Origin of the sequence: Streptomyces sp. NPDC051909, assembly GCF_040681095.1 — a bacterium.
Lineage (GTDB): Bacteria > Actinomycetota > Actinomycetes > Streptomycetales > Streptomycetaceae > Streptomyces.
In genome coordinates, this window is the sequence record NZ_JBFAYA010000012.1 from 62,738 (window position 1) to 80,225 (window position 17,488).

20 protein-coding genes are annotated in these 17,488 nt (G+C 74.3%); 10 read left to right on the forward strand and 10 right to left on the reverse strand.

The features are described 5' to 3' along the window. Window positions 1–90: 90 nt before the first annotated feature. The 4 genes from AB0M18_RS20325 to AB0M18_RS20340 form a co-directional block, all read right to left on the reverse strand. Complete coding sequence (locus AB0M18_RS20325) at window positions 91–765, reverse strand: M20/M25/M40 family metallo-hydrolase (RefSeq protein WP_365759868.1); 675 nt, start codon at window positions 763–765, stop codon at window positions 91–93. 100 nt (window positions 766–865) lie between these two features. Further along, the gene (locus AB0M18_RS20330) at window positions 866–2,518 is read right to left on the reverse strand and encodes an acyl-CoA dehydrogenase family protein (RefSeq protein WP_365759870.1); all 1,653 of its coding nucleotides are present in this window, start codon (window positions 2,516–2,518) and stop codon (window positions 866–868) included. Further along, the gene (locus AB0M18_RS20335) at window positions 2,502–3,119 is read right to left on the reverse strand and encodes a TetR/AcrR family transcriptional regulator (RefSeq protein WP_365759872.1); all 618 of its coding nucleotides are present in this window, start codon (window positions 3,117–3,119) and stop codon (window positions 2,502–2,504) included. The genes AB0M18_RS20330 and AB0M18_RS20335 overlap by 17 nt, the downstream gene beginning before the upstream one ends. A 156-nt stretch (window positions 3,120–3,275) precedes the next feature. Beyond that, window positions 3,276–3,863: a TMEM165/GDT1 family protein gene (locus tag AB0M18_RS20340; protein ID WP_365759874.1), complete on the reverse strand. Its 588-nt coding sequence runs from the start codon at window positions 3,861–3,863 to the stop codon at window positions 3,276–3,278. Between the two features lie 326 nt (window positions 3,864–4,189). Here AB0M18_RS20340 and AB0M18_RS20345 point away from each other — a divergent pair, with 326 nt between their 5' ends. The 3 genes from AB0M18_RS20345 to AB0M18_RS20355 all read left to right on the forward strand — a co-directional run bounded on the left by AB0M18_RS20345 (window position 4,190) and on the right by AB0M18_RS20355 (window position 7,358). Next, window positions 4,190–4,816, forward strand: a complete 627-nt coding sequence (locus tag AB0M18_RS20345; protein WP_365759876.1) for a TetR/AcrR family transcriptional regulator — start codon at window positions 4,190–4,192, stop codon at window positions 4,814–4,816. Continuing rightward, window positions 4,813–6,354: an MFS transporter gene (locus AB0M18_RS20350; RefSeq protein WP_365759878.1), complete on the forward strand. Its 1,542-nt coding sequence runs from the start codon at window positions 4,813–4,815 to the stop codon at window positions 6,352–6,354. Before AB0M18_RS20345 ends, AB0M18_RS20350 begins: the two co-directional genes overlap by 4 nt. Window positions 6,355–6,419: 65 nt before the next feature. Further along, window positions 6,420–7,358 carry a PP2C family protein-serine/threonine phosphatase gene (locus AB0M18_RS20355; protein ID WP_365760186.1) on the forward strand — a complete coding sequence of 313 codons (939 nt, stop codon included), beginning with the start codon at window positions 6,420–6,422 and terminating at the stop codon, window positions 7,356–7,358. A 39-nt stretch (window positions 7,359–7,397) separates the two neighbouring features. Here the strand turns inward: AB0M18_RS20355 and AB0M18_RS20360 are convergent, their stop codons facing one another. From AB0M18_RS20360 to AB0M18_RS20370, 3 genes are all read right to left on the reverse strand, one after another. Next, window positions 7,398–7,982 (reverse strand): nucleosidase, encoded by a 585-nt coding sequence (locus AB0M18_RS20360; protein WP_365759880.1) that lies wholly within the window; start codon window positions 7,980–7,982, stop codon window positions 7,398–7,400. A gap of 134 nt (window positions 7,983–8,116) precedes the next feature. Beyond that, window positions 8,117–9,520, reverse strand: a complete 1,404-nt coding sequence (locus tag AB0M18_RS20365; RefSeq protein WP_365759882.1) for a VWA domain-containing protein — start codon at window positions 9,518–9,520, stop codon at window positions 8,117–8,119. Then, window positions 9,517–10,386 carry a MoxR family ATPase gene (locus AB0M18_RS20370; protein WP_365759884.1) on the reverse strand — a complete coding sequence of 290 codons (870 nt, stop codon included), beginning with the start codon at window positions 10,384–10,386 and terminating at the stop codon, window positions 9,517–9,519. Before AB0M18_RS20370 ends, AB0M18_RS20365 begins: the two co-directional genes overlap by 4 nt. Before the next feature lie 180 nt (window positions 10,387–10,566). Between AB0M18_RS20370 and AB0M18_RS20375 the strand changes: the two genes are divergently transcribed. Together AB0M18_RS20375 and AB0M18_RS20380 are read left to right on the forward strand one after the other, a co-directional pair. Next, entirely contained in the window at window positions 10,567–11,754 is a 1,188-nt protein-coding gene (locus tag AB0M18_RS20375) for a PP2C family protein-serine/threonine phosphatase (RefSeq protein ID WP_365759886.1), read from the forward strand. Window positions 11,755–11,862: 108 nt separating this feature from the next. Beyond that, window positions 11,863–12,240, forward strand: coding sequence for a luciferase family protein (locus AB0M18_RS20380; RefSeq protein ID WP_365759888.1), 378 nt, complete (start codon window positions 11,863–11,865; stop codon window positions 12,238–12,240). Window positions 12,241–12,271: 31 nt separating this feature from the next. Here the strand turns inward: AB0M18_RS20380 and AB0M18_RS20385 are convergent, their stop codons facing one another. Then, on the reverse strand, window positions 12,272–12,760 hold the full coding sequence (locus tag AB0M18_RS20385; RefSeq protein ID WP_365759890.1) for a PaaI family thioesterase: 489 nt from the start codon (window positions 12,758–12,760) through the stop codon (window positions 12,272–12,274). Between the two features lie 130 nt (window positions 12,761–12,890). On the opposite strand from AB0M18_RS20385, the gene AB0M18_RS20390 reads away from it, so the two are divergent. The 3 genes from AB0M18_RS20390 to AB0M18_RS20400 all read left to right on the forward strand — a co-directional run bounded on the left by AB0M18_RS20390 (window position 12,891) and on the right by AB0M18_RS20400 (window position 14,966). Next, entirely contained in the window at window positions 12,891–13,364 is a 474-nt protein-coding gene (locus AB0M18_RS20390) for a helix-turn-helix domain-containing protein (RefSeq protein WP_365759892.1), read from the forward strand. A 117-nt stretch (window positions 13,365–13,481) separates the two neighbouring features. Continuing rightward, window positions 13,482–14,363, forward strand: coding sequence for a YhjD/YihY/BrkB family envelope integrity protein (locus AB0M18_RS20395; protein ID WP_365759893.1), 882 nt, complete (start codon window positions 13,482–13,484; stop codon window positions 14,361–14,363). Between the two features lie 102 nt (window positions 14,364–14,465). Next, window positions 14,466–14,966 carry an NUDIX domain-containing protein gene (locus tag AB0M18_RS20400; protein WP_365759896.1) on the forward strand — a complete coding sequence of 167 codons (501 nt, stop codon included), beginning with the start codon at window positions 14,466–14,468 and terminating at the stop codon, window positions 14,964–14,966. 59 nt (window positions 14,967–15,025) lie between these two features. Here the strand turns inward: AB0M18_RS20400 and AB0M18_RS20405 are convergent, their stop codons facing one another. After that, complete coding sequence (locus AB0M18_RS20405) at window positions 15,026–15,550, reverse strand: hypothetical protein (RefSeq protein WP_365759898.1); 525 nt, start codon at window positions 15,548–15,550, stop codon at window positions 15,026–15,028. A 189-nt stretch (window positions 15,551–15,739) separates the two neighbouring features. On the opposite strand from AB0M18_RS20405, the gene AB0M18_RS20410 reads away from it, so the two are divergent. Together AB0M18_RS20410 and AB0M18_RS20415 are read left to right on the forward strand one after the other, a co-directional pair. After that, the gene (locus tag AB0M18_RS20410; protein ID WP_365759900.1) at window positions 15,740–15,979 is read left to right on the forward strand and encodes a hypothetical protein; all 240 of its coding nucleotides are present in this window, start codon (window positions 15,740–15,742) and stop codon (window positions 15,977–15,979) included. A 67-nt stretch (window positions 15,980–16,046) separates the two neighbouring features. Continuing rightward, complete coding sequence (locus tag AB0M18_RS20415) at window positions 16,047–16,544, forward strand: peptidylprolyl isomerase (RefSeq protein WP_365759902.1); 498 nt, start codon at window positions 16,047–16,049, stop codon at window positions 16,542–16,544. 113 nt (window positions 16,545–16,657) lie between these two features. Here the strand turns inward: AB0M18_RS20415 and AB0M18_RS20420 are convergent, their stop codons facing one another. Continuing rightward, a complete protein-coding gene (locus AB0M18_RS20420) occupies window positions 16,658–17,419 on the reverse strand; it encodes an alpha/beta fold hydrolase (protein ID WP_365759904.1) in 762 nt (253 codons plus the stop codon). Window positions 17,420–17,488: the final 69 nt, after the last annotated feature.

Sequence of the window (17,488 nt, forward strand, 5' to 3'; positions counted from 1 at the left end):
ATCCGCGATCCGTGATCCGCCGTGGTCGCGCACCACGGTGGGGGCGGGCGGGACGGTCCGTACGGGGAACTCACCAACGGGTGAAGCGGATCAGGCCACGCCGGGAGGACCGACGGACAGTGCGCCCTTGCCGATCCGGTAGCCCACGTACCCCTTGGGATACGGAGTGACGTGCAGGCCGAACACCATGCTCGGCACCGGGTCGGCGAACGCGCCCGCCGCCAGCATCGCCCGCGCCCCGCCGGCCTCGGTGACCGGCGGGCCCTCCTCGGCCGGCTGGAACACGAACAGGACGGTGCCGGGCAGGCGTTCGCGCGCCCCGGCGAGCACGCTCGCCGCGCCCATCAGCATCGCCGTGTGGCAGTCGTGCCCGCAGGCGTGCGAGACCGGGAACGGACCGCCCGGATAGTCCGGGTCGACCGTCTCCGACGCGAAGTCGGCCCCGCACAGGTCGCGCACCGGCAGGGCGTCGATGTCCGCGCGCAGCGCGGCGGTGCGCGGACCGGGAAGCCCGCCGCGCAGTACCCCCACCACCCCGTGGCCGGCGATCCCGGTGCGCACCTCGTCGAGGCCGAGGGAGCGCAGATGGCCGGCGACCAGCGCCGCCGTCTTCTCCTCGCGGTTGGGGAGTTCCGGATTGCGGTGCAGATGGTGCCGCCAGGCGACGACCTGCCCGGCCGCCTCCCGGGCCGCCCGGTCGAGCGCGGCGCGGGTCTCGTCGTGCGTCGGTTCCGTGGTCGGTTCCGTCGTCGGTTCCGTGCTCACCAGGGCCTCCGTCGGGCTCGGTCCGTGGATGGACGTCCGCGGACCAGCCTGGCACGCCACGGCCGTCCTCGCGGGGAGGACGGCCGTCCGGCCGACCGGGTCAGGCGCCGGGGAACACCGGCGCCGCGCGCTCCAGGATCGCTGCCGTGTCCACGCCCTGCGGGAGGGTGCCGAAGGCGATGCCCCAGTCACCGTCGAGACGCGAGGCGCAGAAGGCGTCGGCGACGGCCGGGTGCCCGTGCCGGACGAGGAGCGAGCCCTGCAGCACGAGGGCGAGGTGCTCGACCAGACGGCGGGCCCGGAACTGCAGGGCCGTCGGGTCGCCCAGGCCGGCGAGGTCCTTGCGGAGCCGGGCGACCGCCGCGTCCAGGCGCCGGTCGGCGCCGGCCGCGCGGTCCACCTCGGCGAAGAAGGCCTCCACGGCGGCCGGCTGCTTTGCCATCGCGCGCAGCACGTCGAGCGCGGCCACGTTGCCCGAGCCCTCCCAGATGGAGGGCAGCGGCGACTCGCGGTAGAGCCGGGGCAGGTCCGAGTCCTCCACATAGCCGTTGCCGCCCAGGCACTCCAGCGCCTCGGCCGCGTGGGCGGGGGCCCGCTTGCACACCCAGTACTTGGTGACGGCGAGTCCGAGCCGGCGCAGCCGGTCCTCCTCGGCGTCACCGGCGGCGGCCCGGTCCACCGCGCCCGCGAGCCGCAGCGCGGCGAGGGTCGCGGCCTCCGCCTCGACCGCCAGGTCGGCGAGCACATTGGTCATCAGCGGCTGCTCGACGAGCCGAGCGCCGAACGCGCTGCGGTGGGTGGCGTGGTGCACCGCCTGCACCAGGCCGAGCCGCATCCCGGACGCCGAGCTGATCGCGCAGTCGAGCCGGGTCATGTTCACCATGCGGATGATGGTGGCGACGCCGCGGCCCTCCTCCCCGACGAGCCGGCCGAGCGCGCCCTCGTACTCGATCTCGCTGGAGGCGTTCGACCGGTTGCCCAGCTTGTCCTTGAGCCGCTGGAGCCGGATCGCGTTGCGCGAGCGGTCCGGAAGGACCCGCGGCACCAGGAAGCAGGAGAGCCCTCCGGGCGCCTGCGCGAGGGTGAGGAAGACGTCCGACATCGGCGCCGAGGTGAACCACTTGTGCCCGGTCAGCGCGTACGTCCCGGGCTCGCCGGTCGGCACCGCCCGGGTGGTGTTGGCGCGCACGTCCGAGCCGCCCTGCTTCTCGGTCATCGACATGCCGGCGATGATCCCGCGCTTCTCCGTCGGGACGCGCAGTCCGAAGTCGTACGTCGTGGAGGTCAGCAGCGGCTCGTAGACGGCGGCGAGCTCCGGCTCGGCGCGCAGCGCGGGCACCGCGGCGTACGTCATGGAGACCGGGCACAGGTGGCCCGCGTCGGCCTGCCCCCAGACGAACACCTTCGCGGCGCGCGCCACGTGCGCGCCCGGGCGCTCGTCGGCCCACGGCGCCGCGTGCAGACCGTGCCGGACGGCCGTGGTCATCAGCTCGTGCCAGTACGGGTGGAACTCGACCTCGTCGATCCGGTGCCCGTAGCGGTCGTGGGTGCGCAGCACGGGGGAGTGGCGCTCGGCCAGCCGTCCCCACTCCTGCGCCCGCGCGTCACCGGCGAGCCGGCCGAGCTCGCGCACCTCGTCCTCGGCCCAGCCGGCGCCCTCGCGGCGCAGCGCCTCCAGGAGCGCCGGGTCGCCGGCGACGTCGTAACCGGTGAGCGGCGGAACTTGGTTGGTGACCTCATGCGTGGTCGGCATCGGGAACTCCCAGGGCTCGCAGGGTGAAGGTGACCAGTGCGGGGACGGTGCCGGGCCCGGGGGCCCCGCCCGTCAGGGGGCCGATCAGCGCCTCCGCGCCCGCGCCGACGAGCGCGGAGGCGGTCAGGACGGCGTCCTGGGGCGGCAGTTCGCCGTCCCGTACGCCGGCCGTGATCCGTTCGGCGAAGACGTCGCGGAACGCGCGCCGGAAGACGAGCCGCTCGGCGTCGACGGCCGGGTCGACCGGCTCGGCGAGCAGCGCGTAGGCGAGGCGCGGCGCCTTCAGGGCGCGGCGCGCGAAGGTCTCGATGACCGCCACGACCCGGTCGGCGGCCGTCCGGTGGGCGCCGAGCGCGGCGGCCTCGGTCACCGCGGCCACCTCGCGCTCCACGACGGTCCGGAACAGCTCGACGGACAGCTCGGCCTTGCTGGGGAAGTGGCGGTACACGCTTCCGGTGGCGATGCCCGCCCGCGCGGCGACGGCGGCAACGGTGCAGCCGGCGTAGCCGTGCTCGGCGAGCAGACCGAGGCCCGCCTCGACGACGGCGGTGCGCTGTGCGTCGAGACGGGCCTGGACTGCGGGCGTGCGGCGGTAGACCATGCAAGAAGTGAAGCAGTGATTCACAGCTTCAGCAAGGCTCCGCGCCTTGCTTCGGCATGGCTTCGGCATGGCTCCGCGCCCAGCTTCGGCAGGGCTCCGCGCCGTACCTCCACGGGAGCGGGGGAGGGGCCGGGGCCGGCCGGCGGCCGGACCCGGTCAGCCGGTGAAGATCTCCACAAGGGACCACAGGGCGAGGCCGGCCATGCAGACGCCGCCGATCCGCTGCACCGTCTTCAGGGGGACCCGCTTGGCGATGAACCGGCCGGCGATCAGGGCGAGCGCCGAGACGGACATCAGCGCGGCGGCGGAGCCGATCGCGGTCGACCAGGTGCCGTCGGTGGCGGCCAGGTTGGCGGTGGTGATCTGGGTCAGGTCGCCCCACTCGCTGATGAACACGGCCATGAAGGCGGTCGAGTAGACCGGCCAAAAGCCGGTGACGGTCCTGCCGCCCGCCTCGTCCTCGCTGTCCTCGTCCCCGCCGCCGCGCAGCAGCATGAAGGCGCCGAAGCCGAACATGAGGGCCGAGACCAGCTTGACGGTCCAGTCGGGCAGCAGCCCGATGAGACTGCCGGCGCCGACGGCGATGGCCACGTGCACGACGAACGCCGTCGAGGTGCCGAACCAGACGTACAGCGGACGCATCCGCGTGCCCATCGCGAGGGACGCGAACATCGTCTTGTCGGGGAGCTCGGCGAGGAAGATCAGCCCGAAGGCGGTGACGATCGCCAAGGGGTCGAGTTGCATAACCGGGGAGGCTCTCTGCTCGGACCGGGCCCGGGACCGACACGGCGCCTCGGCGGGCGACGGGAGGACCACTCGGCCCGGCATGACGAACCACGCCCACGGAACTGCGGACGCGGCGCACTGCCTGGCCGAAGGTCTCGCCCGCCCGCGCTGTCCGCGCGGACCCGGTCACCGGGAACCCGGGGGCTCCAGTGTGTCGACGACCGGTTCGCAGGGCTACTCCCCTTCGCTTCGGCCCAGTGTAACGGACCACCCCGGCGATCTTCGTAGACACTGTCTATGAAGGTGGTAGACAGTGTCTACGAACATCGGCTAGACAGTCCTCCATGCCCGCAGACGCACCACACCGCCCCGAAGGCGCATCCGGCGCCACCCTCGAAGAGACCCTGCGCGACCGCCTCGTCCGCACCGGCGTCGAGCTCGTCGACGCCGAGGGCGCCCAGGCGCTCACCCTCCGCGAGATCGCCCGCCGCGCCGGGGTCTCCCACGGTGCGCCCCGCCGGCACTTCCCCACCCACCTCGACCTGCTCTCGGCCATCGCCCGCGAGGGCTTCACCGAGCTGGGCGAGCGGGTGAAGGCCGTGGACGACCCGGCGGGCGCGCCGCGCGCCCGGATCGAGGCGCTCGCCCGCTGCTACCTCGACTTCGCCCGGCTGCGCGGCGGGATGTACGAGCTGATGTTCCGGCACGACCTCCTGGAGAGCGGCCGGCTCGGCCTGCGCGACACCAGCCTCCCGCTCTTCTCCCGGCTCGCCGACCTGGTCGCGGCCCACCGCCCGGACACCCCCGACCCCGTCACCGCCACCGGCGCCCTGTGGGCCAACCTCCACGGCATCGCCCAGCTCTGGCGCTGGGGCAGCCTGCGCCTGGCCACCGGCGCCGACGACCCGGCGCCGCTGCTCGCCGCCGCGCTCGACGCCCACCTCGGACCGGCGAGCGGGGAGCCCCGATGAGCCCGCGCCGCCCCGTCGCCCTCGCCTGCAGCGTCACCGGAGCCGCCGTCGTCGCCCTCGACGGCACCGTCCTGACGATCGCCCAGCCCGTGCTGCAACGCGACCTCGGCGCGGACACCGGCCAGGTGCAGTGGACCAGCACCGGCTATCTGGTCGCCGTCGCGAGCCTGCTGGTCTTCGCCGGCCGGCTCGCCGACCGCTACGGGCACCGCCGGCTCTTCGTCCTCGGCTGCCTCGGCTTCGCCGGCGCCTCCGCCGGCATCGCCGCCGCGCCCGGCATCGGCTGGGTCGTCGCCCTGCGCGTCCTCCAGGGCGTGGCGGGCGCACTGCTCCAGCCCGCCACCCTCGGCATGCTGCGCGCCGCCTATCCGCCCGACCGGCTCGCCATGCCCGTCGCCGTGCGCACCAGTGCCATCGGCCTCGCCGCGGCTGCCGGTCCGCTGGTCGGCGGCGCACTGGTCGACGCGTACGGCTGGCGCGCGGTGTTCCTGATCGGCGTCCCCCCGACCCTCGCCGTCGCCCTGCTCTGCCTCGCCCTTCCGGACGCGGCGGCCGGTCGCCTCCGCTCCGTGCCCACCGGCCCGCGCGCGCTGGACCTCCCGGGTGCCGCCCTGCTCGGCCTCGGGCTCGCCGCCCTCGTCCAGGGCCTGGTCCACGGGCCCTCCGCCGGCGCCCTGCCCGCACTCGCCGTCGCCGCCGCGGCCGGGATCGCCTTCGTCCGGCACGAGCGGCGCGCACCACAGCCGCTCGTGCCGCCCGGGACGCTCCGGCGCGGTCCGGTCGCCGCCGGGCTCGCGGCGCTGCTCGGGGTGTCGGCCGCGCTCTCTGGGACGCTGTTCACCGCCACGTACCTCTTCCAGGACACCCTCGGTCTCGGACCGCTGCCGACCGCGCTGCGGATGGTGCCGCTCGCCGTCCTCATGATCGTCGGCGCGCCGCTCAGCGCCGTCCTCGCCAAGCGGTACGGGGCAGGGCGCACGGCCGTCGGCGGGGCCGCGCTCCTCGCCGCCGGGGTGCTGCTGCTCGCCCGCCCCGAGGTCGTGGGCTCCGCGCTCGCCACCGGGGCCTGCGCGGCCCTGATCGGCGCCGGGTTCGGGGCGGTGATGGTGACGGCCACCTCCGTGGTCGTGCACCGGGCCGCCGAGGAACACGCCGGGGTGGCCGGCGGGCTCCAGCAGACCGCGATGAACACCGGCCCGGTCCTGGGCGTGGCGCTCGCCGCCCTGCTCCTGCCCTCCGGCACCGCCCTGCCCGTCCTCGCCGCCGCCGCGGCGCTCGCCGTCCCCGCCGCCCTCGCCCTGCCGGGGGCCGACCGGACGGCCGGCGGACACGCCAGCGGGGGCCGCGACGACGGGGTCCGCCGCCGCCCCGAACGTACGATCATGAGATGCCCTTCGGTGGTCACCGCCTTCCCGGCGCGACGGGGACGCGCACCCAGTTCAACCTCGGCCTCGCGCTGCCGTTCCTGGCCCTCGTCCTGGTCGTCCTCGCCGACCTCGTCACCGCCGAGACCCAGCACTTCGACCGCCTGCTCGTGATCGGTCCGGCGCTCGCCGCCATCACGTGGAACGCACGCGGCACCCTCGTCGTCGGAATCCTCGCCATGGTGCTCCGGCTCGTCCTGGCCGTGGCCCAGGGCGACCCGGCCACCGACACGATCTCCGCGGAGCTCGTCCTGGCCGCCGTCATCGCCGCGTCCGTCTGGGTGAGCCAGGTCCGCACCCGTTACGAGCGCGACCTGAGCGAGGTGACCGCCGTCGCCGAAGTGGTCCAGCGGGTGCTGCTGCGCCCGCTGGCCCCCCGGCTCGGCCGGGTCGAACTGCACCTCCTGTACGTCTCCGCCGCCGCCAAGGCCCGCATCGGCGGCGACTTCTACGAGGCGGTACGGGTCCCCGGCGGCGTCCGCGTCATGCTCGGCGACGTCCAGGGCAAGGGCCTCGGCGCCGTCGAGACCGCCTCCGTCCTGCTCGGCTCCTACCGGGCCTCCGTCACCGAGGCACCCGACCTGGCCGCCCTCGCCGACCGGCTGGAGGCGGGGCTCCAGCAGTACGGCGCCTGGGACCCCGACTCCGACGCCGCCGAACGCTTCGCCACCGTGCTGCTGCTCGAACTCCCCGACGACAGCGACGTCGTCCGGCTGGTCAGCTGCGGCCACCCCGCCCCTCTGCTCCAGCACGCCGGGCGGGTCCGGCCGGTCGCCTTCACCGACCCCTCGCTGCCCCTCAACCTCGCCGGCCTGTACGTCTCGCGGCATGTCGTCGAGGAGGTCCCCTTCGGGCCCGGCGACCGGCTGCTGCTCTTCACCGACGGGGTGAGCGAGACCCGCGACCGGGCGGGCGAGTTCTATCCGCTGCGGGCCCGCCTGGGCGGCTGGACCGACGAGCCCGCCGACCGGGTCCTGCCACTCCTCCACCAGGACCTCACCGCCTACGGTGAGGCCGGCCTCGACGACGACGTGGCCGCGCTGCTCCTCGTACGCCCGCCGGAACCGGCCGCCGTGTCCGCCAGGCCGACCGCCCGGCCCGCCCGGCCCACCCCGTAACCCCCTGAGGGCACGTCTCCGAGCGGACGCCCCGGGACCTCAGCCCCGGTACGGCGTGTTGGCCTCGGCCCAGTCGGCGAGGGCCCGGGCGCACTCGGCGACCGACTCGCGCCAGCTGCGGGCCGCACCCTCGCCCGCCTCGTCGCTCACATGCTTCACCATGCGGAGCGGAACTCCGGCGAGTTCGGCGGCGCTCGCCAGCGCGTAGCCCTCCATGTCCACCAGGGCGGCCCGCACCGCGAGCCGTTCGCGGGCCGCCTCGTCCGCGATGAAGGCGTCGCCGGTGGCGAGGACCACCTCGCCGCCCGCGGGCAGCGCGATCGGCGCGCCGTAGGTCTCGCCGGTGAGGCTCGCGAGCAGCTCGCCGTCGAGGTCGTGCTGGATGACCGTGCCGACGACATGGGTGCCGGTCCAGCCGGGGCGCAGCGCGCCCGCCGTGCCGAGGTTGACGATCTCGGAGGGCCGCGTGCCACGGCCGAGGACGGAGGCGAGCGCCGTGGCCGCGTTGACCTTGCCCATGCCGGTCAGCAGCACCGGCAGGTCGGTGTCGAGGTGCTGCGCCTCCTCCTTGACCGCGAGGACCAGCAGGGGACGGCCGACGGTGATCTCACCTATGAGTTCCATGCGGGTCACGCTACCCGCTGTCGCCCGATCGACCCTGATCGGAGCAGGCCGGGAGACCGGATCGGGAGACCGGATCAGGGGATCGGACGGGGAGACCGGAGCGGGGGATCGGACCGGGAGACCGAGCCGGGGGATCAGACCGGGAGGAGCCGGCCGATGAGCTCGGCGAGCTGGCCGGCATTGCGGCAGGGGCGCATCTCGACGAGCTCCGCGTAGGCGTGCGCCGCGGAGTCGCCGGTGGACCACAGCGCGGGCTGCTCCGGGTTGAGCCAGTACACCCGGCGGGCCCGGTCCGCGATGAGCTTCAGCGCGGCGAGGTTCGGGTCGCTGCGGTTGGTGCGGGCGTCGCCGAGCACGAACACCACGCTCCGGGGGCCGAGCACGTCCACGTACCGTTCGGCGAACTCGCCGAGGGCCGTCCCGTAGTCGCTCTGCCCGTGCCAGCCGGTGAGCGTCGCCTCGGCGAGGATCCGCTCGCCGAGCCCCGCCGGATCGGCCCGGCCGCGGGCCACCAGGTCGGTGACCTCGTCGACCCGGTTGACGAACGCGAACACCCGCACCCGGCTGAACTGGTCGTGCAGCGCCTGCACCAAGAGCATCGTGAAATGGGCGAATCCGGCCACCGAGCCGGACACGTCGCAGAGCAGCACCAGCTCGGGGCGCCCCGGCCGCCGGCGGCGCAGCACGGGCCGCACCGGCACGCCGCCGGTGGACAGCGAACGCCGCAGGGTGCGCCGCAGGTCGATCTCGCCGCGCGCGGCCCTGCGCCGCCGGGCCGCGAGCCGGGTGGCCAGCCTGCGGGCCAGCGGCCGCACCGTACGCCGCAGCTCGTCGAGCTGCTCGCGGCCGGCGAGCAGGAAGTCGACCCGGTCCGGGGTCGCCTCGACCGCCCGCCGGGCCACCCGGTCCCGGCCCTGCCGCACGGCCACCCGGCGGCGTGCCTCGGTCCGCACCCGCTCCCGGAAGTCCTCGATGCGCCGCCGGATCTCGTCGTCGGTCAGCCGGTCGGCGAACTCCGGCTCGGCGTTCCCGGCGTCCCGGAGCGTCGCCCGCACCCGGGCGAGCAGTGTCTCGGGGCGCAGCCGGGACAGCGTCTGGTACGAGGACCAGCCGTCCGAGCCCGGTGTGGCGCCGAAGCCGCCGAGCGCCCCGACCGCCTCGCCCGCCAGCAGGTTCAGCGCCGCGTCGTCGCCCGCGGCGAGCGCGGCGGCGAGCCGTTCGCGCAGCGCGGCCGTCGCCTCGGGGCCGGCGGCGGCCCGCTCCCGTTCGTCCGCCTCCGCGCCGTCGTCCACGCCGTCGAGGAGCGGGAAGTACAGGTCGAAGACCCGGTCGAACACCCGCCGCTGTGCCGCCCCGTGCAGCAGCGTCGCGGCCAGTGCCTCGCGCATCCGCTCGCGGTCGGTGAAGCCGACGGCGGCGAGCGCCAGCCCGGCGTCGACGGTCTCGCCCGTCCCGATGCCGAAGCCGTGCGCCCGCAGCGCCCGTACGAGACCGGTGACCCGGTCGCCGGGACCGGCGGGCTCCGGGCGGGCGCTCACATCGTGTCCAGGTCGAGCTTCGCGGCCGCCTTCCGGATGTCCTCCTGGTGCTTGAGGATCACGCCGAGACTGCTGCGGACGACGTCCTCGGAGAGGGTGTTCGCGCCGAGGGCGAGCAGGGTGCGGGCCCAGTCGACGGTCTCCGCCACGGACGGCGCCTTGCGCAGGTCCATCGCGCGCAGCGCGCCGACCACCCGTACCACCGAGGCGACCAGCGCCTCGTCGATGCCCGGCACCTTGCTCCGGACGATCCGGCGTTCCAGGTCCTCCTCGGGGAAGTCGATGTGGAGGAAGAGGCAGCGGCGGCGCAGCGCCTCGGAGAGCTCGCGGCTGGCGTTGGAGGTGAGCACGACGAAGGGGCGGCGGGTGGCGGTGATGGTGCCGAGCTCGGGCACGGTCACCTGGAAGTCGCTGAGGACCTCCAGGAGCAGCCCCTCGATCTCGATGTCGGCCTTGTCGGTCTCGTCGACCAGCAGCACGGTCGGCTCGTCGGAGCGGATGGCGGTGAGCAGCGGGCGGGACAGCAGGAACTCCTCGCCGAAGATGTCCGTGCGGGTGTCGTCCCAGCTCTCGTCGCGGCCGGCGGTGATCCGCAGCAGCTGCTTGGCGTGGTTCCACTCGTAGAGCGCGCGGGCCTCGTCCACGCCCTCGTAGCACTGCAGCCGCACCAGGCGCGCCCCGGCGACGGCGGCGACCGCCTTCGCCAGTTCCGTCTTGCCCACGCCGGCGGGACCCTCGACGAGCAGCGGCTTGCCGAGCCGGTCGGCGAGGAAGACCGTGGTCGCGACGGCCGGCGAGGCCAGATAGCCGGTCGTGGCGAGGCGCTCGGCGACGTCGTCGACGGAACGGAAGTACCCGGTCGTCATTGCTGTTCCCCCGGAGTTCCCTTGGGTTACCCACCAGTAGGGGCAGCCTACCGGCCGGTATGCCGCAGGTCACGCCCCCCGGGCGCGCCCCCACGCCGGAGCGGGCGCCCGGGGGGTGCCGCGCGCGGCGCGGGCGGGGCGCTGATGGAATGGGGGGAGGCGAACGGGTGTGGAGGCGCGGTGTCCGGACGAGCTGGGGAGCGGCCCCTGCCGGAGGGAGAGTACGAGGCCGTCCTCGCCCGGCTCGACGCCCTGGAGCACGCCGCGACCGAGATAGGCACCCGGCCCGACGAACGGACCGTCTGCGCCGAGCTCGCCGACTTCCTCGTACGCCGGGTGGCCGACGCCGCCGCCGTCGAGCTCCGGCCGGTGGACGCGGGCACCGCCGTCGGGCTCCGAACGGCGGACACGAGCGACCTCGCCCCGACCGGACCCGCGGCCACCGCGGGGAAGACCGCCCTGCTCGACCGCGCCGACCCGGACGGGACCACGGTGTTCGCCGCGCCGCTGCTCGCCCCCGACGGGACGGAGCTGGGACGGGTACGCGTCGCCCGGGCGACCGGCGGGTTCGGCGCGCACGACACCGCCGTGGTGGCCCACGCCGCCCGCCTCGCCGCCGTCCACCTCGGGCACGCGCGCCGGCTCGCCGCCACCGAGGCCACCGCCCTGCACCTGCAACGCGCCCTGGTCGCCGAACCCGGCCGCCCGCACCCCAATCTGGAGATCGCCGGCCGCTATCTGCCCGCCGGCGCCCGCACCCTGGTCGGCGGGGACTGGTTCGAGACGGTGCGGCTCCACTTCGGGCGCAGCCTGCTGGTCGTCGGCGACGTCATGGGCCACGGTCTCGACGCGGCCGTGGACATGAACGCCTACCGGGGCGCCCTGCGCGAGGTCGCCGCCACCGACCTGCCCCCGCACCGGGTGCTGCGCCAGCTGGACGCCGTGGTCGCCGAGGACGAGGGGCGACGGCCGGCCACCTGTCTGCTGATCCAGGTCGACCCGGCCCGCTCCACCGCCACCTTCGCCAGCGCGGGCCACCTGCCGCCGGTCGTCTTCGCCGCCGACGGCTCCGCCGAACTCGTCGACCTGCCGGTGGGCCCGCCGCTCGGCACCGGATTCGGCGGCTACGAACCCGCCGTCCGCACCCTGGCCCCGGCCGACACCCTGCTGTCCTTCACCGACGGCCTGGTCGAGCGGCGCGGCGAGGACATCGACGTCTCCCTCGCCCGGCTCGCCGCGCTGCGCCTCCCGCCGGGGTCCGGGCCCGAGGAAGTGGTCGACGAGGTGCTGCGACGACTCGACGCGCACACCGCCGAGGACGACGTCGCCGTGCTCGCCGCCCGCTGCCGCGAACGCCCCGCGAACTGAGCCGAGTCGACCGGTTCCCGCCCCGCTCTCGACCCCGCTTTCATACCCGCGCGGGAATATTTCCGCAGGAAGCTTGTGCCGCCCCGTCCGGCGCGGCACGCTCCTCGTATGAACACAGCCAGGCACGCCAGTGAACGCCTGATGAGCTGGCCCTCGCTGATCGCCGACCGCGCGCCCTGCGGCGCCGAACTCGGACTCCGCACCGCCACCCAGGAGATCGTGCACTTCCACGGAGAGCACGAGGCCGACGTCCATCTCACCCGCGCCATGATCGCCCGGCTGCGCCCGGCCCTGCTCGGCTCCAGCGCGGTCCGGCTCCGCGCCGGCTCCGGCTGGGTGACGGTCCGTCTGGACGCCGGCTCGGACATCGATCTGCTCGCCACCCTGGTGAGCGCCGCCCTCCAAGCCACCGGCGCCCCCTATCCGGCGGGGGACCCGGCGCCCGACCACTGCACCCGTACCGGTCGCCCGTTCGTCTGCTCCTGACCGGCCTCCCGGGCGGGCCGCGTCGTGCGGCTCAGCCCACCGGGAACAGCATGCAGGTGCTGGTCGCGTGGGCGAGCAGCCGGTCCCGGTCGTCGTACAGACCCGCCTCGGCCAGCGCCGTGCGCCGGCCCTGGCTGATCACCGTGCCGATCGCCCGCACCTTGCCGGTGTCCAGGGTGATCGGGCGCAGGAAGCGCGTCGACAGGTCCAGCGAGGTGTACGCCGTGCCCCGGGGGAGCGTGGTGTGCACCGCGCAGCCCGCCGCCGAGTCGAGCAGGGTCGCGCAGACCCCGCCGTGCACGCTCCCGATCGGGTTGTAGTGCTCCTCGCCCGGCTCGAACGAGAACACCGCCCGGCCGTTCTCGACCTCCTCCAGGGCGAAACCGAGCAGCGCCCCGATCGGCGGTCCCGGCAGCCGTCCGGCGATCATCTCGTGCAGGAAGTCCAGGCCCGCCATCGTTCCGGCGGCCTCGGCGGTGGCCGCCGCGTCATGCCATCGCACCGTGCGTGTCCGCTCCATCACCGATGTCCCTCCGTCGGGGCCGTGTGCCCGGTCTCTTCGCTTCTTGTCACTTCTGGCTTCGAAGATCGAAGCTAGATGTCCGGTCCGCTGGCTGTCAATGGCGAAGCCAGCTGGCTAGAGTGTGACGATGGAGTGGCTGGAGATCGACACCGAGAACTGCCCGGTCCGCCGCGCGCTCGACCTGGTCGGCGAGAAGTGGTCCCTGCTCATCCTGCGCGACGCCTTCAACGGGGTGCGCCGCTACGACGACTTCCGCCGCCACCTCGGCCTCTCCGAGGCCGTCCTCGCCGACCGGCTCCGCAAACTCGTCGGCGCCGGCATCCTGCGCGTCGAGCCCTACCGCGAACCGGGCGCCCGCACCCGCTCCCAGTACCGCCTCACCGCCCGCGGCCGCGACCTCTGGCCCGTCCTGCTCGCCCTCAAGCAGTGGGGCGACACCCATGCCGCCGACCCCGACGGCACCCCCCTCGACATCCGCCACGCCGCCTGCGGCGCACCCGTCCGCGTCGAGGTCGTCTGCACCGGCGAGGAACACGCCCCGCTCACCCCCTTCGAGGTGACCGTCCGCCCCGGTCCCGCCGCCCGTCCCCGCCCGCACTGAACCGTGCCCCCGCTCGCGCCGAACCGCCCCGGCCCACGCTGAACCGCCCCGGCCCGCGCCACCCGTTCGGCCGCATCCCGGACGGGTTCGGCCGGCCGGCGGGGTACTCGACGAGGCATGCCCCCCACTTCCGGTGCTCCCCACGACGGCGCCCCCGCCGAGCACGGCCACTGGTTCCACCGGCTCCACGAACGCGTCCTCGCCTCACCGGTCGGACTCGTCTGGAACCGCGGCCGCGAGATGGAACTCATGCACCGCGCCATGGGGTTCGCCGCCCTCAGCCTGCTCACCCTGATCCCGCTCCTCATCGTGGTCGCCGCCGCCGACCTCGCCAGCGGCCAGGGCTTCGCCCGCTGGCTCATCCAGGGCCTCGGGGTCTCCGAGGTCTCCCAGGAGGAGGTCGAACAGCTCTTCGGCCAGCCCGGGCAGGCCCTCCAACGCACCACGGCCTTCGGTCTCGCCGCCCTCGCCGCCTTCGGCGTCACCTTCGGATCCGCCGTCCAGACCGGCTACGAACGCATCTGGAACCTCCCCACCGCCCGCTGGCACACGATGTGGCGGCACGTCGTCTGGCTCGCCGTCCTCGTCGCCGCGCTCCTCCTCTTCGTCGCCGGCCCCGCCCCCGAGAACTCCCCGGCCGCAGTCACCGTCTTCGTCGCCCTCGGCGACCTGGCCGGCAGCTTCCTCTTCTTCTGGTGGTCCCAGCGCTTCCTGCTCTGCGGCCGCATCCGCTGGCGCGCCCTCGTCCCCGGAGCCGTCCTCACCGCCCTCGGCCTGCTCGGCCTGCGTGTCTTCTCCCAACTGGTGTTCTCCCCGCTCATCGCCTCCAACGCCGTCACCTACGGCCAGTTCGGCACCGTCCTCGTCCTGCAGTCCTGGCTCGTCGGCGTCGGCTTCGTCGTGTACGGAGGCGCCCTCGTCGGACGCCTGGTGCACGAAGGGCTGGTGCTGCGCCGCCTCCGCCGCACAGCCGCCGCCGATCCTCCTGAACCGAAGTGATCACACGATCCGGTGATGAGGGCGCACGGGACCCGACGGGGGCCGTCCGGCCGCTTGGATGGGCGGTGATCCTTTCGCCCTCGACGAGAGAGAGCCGCCCACATGGCGCACACCTGGCTGCCGCCCGCCGAGTACATCGCGACGCTCCCGAGAGCCACCGCGTACGCCTGCCTCTACTTCACCGACACCCGCGGACGCCCTTTCCAGCTGCGCGCCACCCAGGCGACCGAGCTGTGGCAGTGGCCCGGCGGCAACATGGACCCGGGGGAGACCCCGTGGGAGACGGCGCTGCGGGAGTGCCGTGAGGAGACCGGCATGGTGTACCCGGGCGAACCCCGGCTCCTGGGCGCCGACTTCACCTCGTCCCGCGGCGAGGACTGGCCGGCCAACCACATCGGCTTCATCTTCGACGGCGGTGAGCTGACCGACGAGCAGATCGCCGCGGTGGTCCTCGACCCGACCGAGCACAGCGAGTACCGGGTCCGTACGCTCGACGAGTGGGAGCGGGAGATGAGCCCGCGCACCTTCCGCCGCCTCGCCGCCGTCGACCGGGCCCGCCGGTCGGGCGGCACGATCTATCTGGAAGCCGCGGACGCGTCCTGAACAGGGGCGGCGGCCGGCCGTGGATCCGGGCCGGCCGCCGCCCCTGCCTGCGTGGGCGTTCAGCGATGGCAGACGGGCGCCGGGTGGGCGACGTCGAGCACGAAGCGCTCGGGGGAGTGCAGGGTGAAGGTCTTGTAGAACGGCTTGGCCGAGAAGGCGGCTCCGACGGTGACCACGCCCTCGAAGTCGCCGGTGAGGGCGACACCCTTGAGCGCGGGGAGGGAGATCTTCACGAGCCGGGGGCCGCGGTAGACGGACTGTCCGGACTCGTTGTGGGCGGCGGCGGGCGAGAGCCTGATCTCCAGGAAGTACTTCCCGGGGAGCGGCACCCGTTGGCCCGAGCCGTCGTAATGCAGCTCCTTGACCGGCGTCACCTTCACCGGGGGCAGCGTGCCCCGGACGTCGATGACGAGCCGGTCGAAGGTGGGGTGGCCGCCCCAGCGCACGTTCACGACCTGGGCCATGGCCGGCGGGGTCGTGGAGCGGGGCGGGGCGGCCGAGGCGCCGGCGGGGATCGTGGCGCCGATCCCGGCGGCGAGGAGAATGCCCGCGGCGCCGGCCGCGAGGCTCTGACGGTGAAGCATGACGTCCCCCGGATTTCTCGAGCGGTGGGGACACTGGTGTCACTGGGAAGGACATCCGTCCGGATGAGGTTGGTTCCACCCGAATTGCGAAGTTCTCCGCTGTTCTGCAGTATGCGCGCCCCGTCGGCCCGTGGGGAATCCATGGGTCCGGCGCCGTAACCTCGGGGCGTCCCGGCAGTTGACCAGGCCATGAAGAAGCGCAGCATGCTCGCCATCGCCTCCCTCGCCGCAGGCGTCGTCACCGCCCTCGTCAGTCCGGCGCCGAACGCCTCCGCCGCGCAGCCCGGCGACACGGGCGCCGGTGTCACCGGCCTCCTCCAGGAGGACCAGGACGTCGACGCCCTCCTGGACGACACGGTCGAGGGTGTCGGCGACGGCCTCGCGCCCGCCGAGGCGCCCCAGGTTCCGCAGGCCGGTGGCCTTCTCTGACCTCCGCGGTCCCCGGACGGGGGTGGCCCGTGCGCGCGCAGTGGCCGAGGAATGACAGGATGTCCCCATGAGCAACAACGTTTACTTCGACATCACCATCAACGACGAGCCGGCCGGCCGGATCGTCTTCAAGCTCTTCGACGACGTCGTCCCGAAGACCGCCCGCAACTTCCGCGAGCTGGCCACCGGCGAGCACGGCTTCGGCTACGCGGGCTCCCCGTTCCACCGCGTCATCCCGCAGTTCATGCTGCAGGGCGGTGACTTCACCAACGAGAACGGCACCGGCGGCAAGAGCATCTACGGCGCGAAGTTCGAGGACGAGAACTTCCAGCTGAAGCACGACCGCCCGTTCCTGCTGTCCATGGCGAACGCGGGCAAGAACACCAACGGCTCCCAGTTCTTCATCACCACGATCGTCACCGACTGGCTGGACGGCAAGCACGTCGTCTTCGGCGAGGTCGTCGAGGGCCAGGACCTGGTCAAGAAGATCGAGTCCCACGGCTCCCGCTCCGGTGCCACGGACGCCAAGATCCGCGTCGCCAAGTCCGGCGTCGTCGAGGCCTGAGCCGGGACGTCCCGGCTCCGACCGCGCGGCTCGCGCCGCGCGTCGACCACCGCCCCCGCGCCGACCTCGGCCGGGGGCGGTCGCACGCCCGGCAGCGAACGGCGGCCGACCGGTCAGCCGAGGGCGCGTGCCAGCGCCCGGGCGAAGCCGTCCGGGTTGTCGATCATCATGTTGTGGCCGGCCGCCGGAACCTCCAGAACCGGTATGCCCAGGGCCGCCACCTTCTCCGCGTCGGCGTCCGGCAGGCTCCACTCGCCCACCAGGAAGGCCCGCGGCCGTCGCAGCCCGGCGAGCAGCTCACCCGCCGACGGCACCGAGCCCTCGACCAGCGCCACCGCGCTGCGGTGCACGGCCGACGGATCGGCGAGCCGCAGCCGCGCCGCGTAGTCCGCGCGGTCCTGCGCGGCGAGCATCGCCGCGAAACCCTCCCGGACGAAGGCCTCCTCGGTCTGCGCGGCCACCGGTGAGGAGAACATGCCGCCCCCGGGATACAGGTTCGGCTCCGCCACCACCAGCCGGTCCACCAGATCGGGCCGGGACGCGGCCAGATGCACCGCCACGGCACCGCCCATCGAGTGCCCGACCAGCTCGACCCCCGTCAGCCCCTCGTGGTCCAGGATCCGGGCCACCGCCGCCGCCTGCGACTCCATCCGGTAGTCGAAACCCGCCGGCCGGTCGCTCAGCCCGAAGCCCAGCAGGTCCACGAGCAGCGAACGGCGGCCGGCCAGCGCCGGATGCACCGCGATGTGCGCGAAGTCCGACGCGCCGGTGCAGCCGAGACCGTGCACGAACACCCGCGCGGGCCCCTCCCCGGTGCCCGGCAGATCGATCCACCGCACATGCCCGCCCGCCTCCGCCAGAAACAGCTCCCGCATGGCCCTCGCCTTCCCCTGACTCCCCGTCGGACCGGCTCCCCACCGGTCCGATCACCCTACGGGCCGCCA

Coding starts and splice junctions, on each gene's coding strand:
- AB0M18_RS20360 (WP_365759880.1), bottom strand. CDS start 7,982: ATGGAACTCATAGGTGAGATCACCGTCGGCCGTCCCCTGCTGGTCCTC.
- AB0M18_RS20420 (WP_365759904.1), bottom strand. CDS start 17,419: ATGCGGGAGCTGTTTCTGGCGGAGGCGGGCGGGCATGTGCGGTGGATC.
- AB0M18_RS20395 (WP_365759893.1), top strand. CDS start 13,482: ATGCCCCCCACTTCCGGTGCTCCCCACGACGGCGCCCCCGCCGAGCAC.
- AB0M18_RS20400 (WP_365759896.1), top strand. CDS start 14,466: ATGGCGCACACCTGGCTGCCGCCCGCCGAGTACATCGCGACGCTCCCG.
- AB0M18_RS20390 (WP_365759892.1), top strand. CDS start 12,891: ATGGAGTGGCTGGAGATCGACACCGAGAACTGCCCGGTCCGCCGCGCG.
- AB0M18_RS20335 (WP_365759872.1), bottom strand. CDS start 3,119: ATGGTCTACCGCCGCACGCCCGCAGTCCAGGCCCGTCTCGACGCACAG.
- AB0M18_RS20330 (WP_365759870.1), bottom strand. CDS start 2,518: ATGCCGACCACGCATGAGGTCACCAACCAAGTTCCGCCGCTCACCGGT.
- AB0M18_RS20370 (WP_365759884.1), bottom strand. CDS start 10,386: ATGACGACCGGGTACTTCCGTTCCGTCGACGACGTCGCCGAGCGCCTC.
- AB0M18_RS20340 (WP_365759874.1), bottom strand. CDS start 3,863: ATGCAACTCGACCCCTTGGCGATCGTCACCGCCTTCGGGCTGATCTTC.
- AB0M18_RS20345 (WP_365759876.1), top strand. CDS start 4,190: ATGCCCGCAGACGCACCACACCGCCCCGAAGGCGCATCCGGCGCCACC.
- AB0M18_RS20350 (WP_365759878.1), top strand. CDS start 4,813: ATGAGCCCGCGCCGCCCCGTCGCCCTCGCCTGCAGCGTCACCGGAGCC.
- AB0M18_RS20405 (WP_365759898.1), bottom strand. CDS start 15,550: ATGCTTCACCGTCAGAGCCTCGCGGCCGGCGCCGCGGGCATTCTCCTC.
- AB0M18_RS20355 (WP_365760186.1), top strand. CDS start 6,420: ATGGTGCTCCGGCTCGTCCTGGCCGTGGCCCAGGGCGACCCGGCCACC.
- AB0M18_RS20385 (WP_365759890.1), bottom strand. CDS start 12,760: ATGGAGCGGACACGCACGGTGCGATGGCATGACGCGGCGGCCACCGCC.
- AB0M18_RS20410 (WP_365759900.1), top strand. CDS start 15,740: ATGAAGAAGCGCAGCATGCTCGCCATCGCCTCCCTCGCCGCAGGCGTC.
- AB0M18_RS20415 (WP_365759902.1), top strand. CDS start 16,047: ATGAGCAACAACGTTTACTTCGACATCACCATCAACGACGAGCCGGCC.
- AB0M18_RS20380 (WP_365759888.1), top strand. CDS start 11,863: ATGAACACAGCCAGGCACGCCAGTGAACGCCTGATGAGCTGGCCCTCG.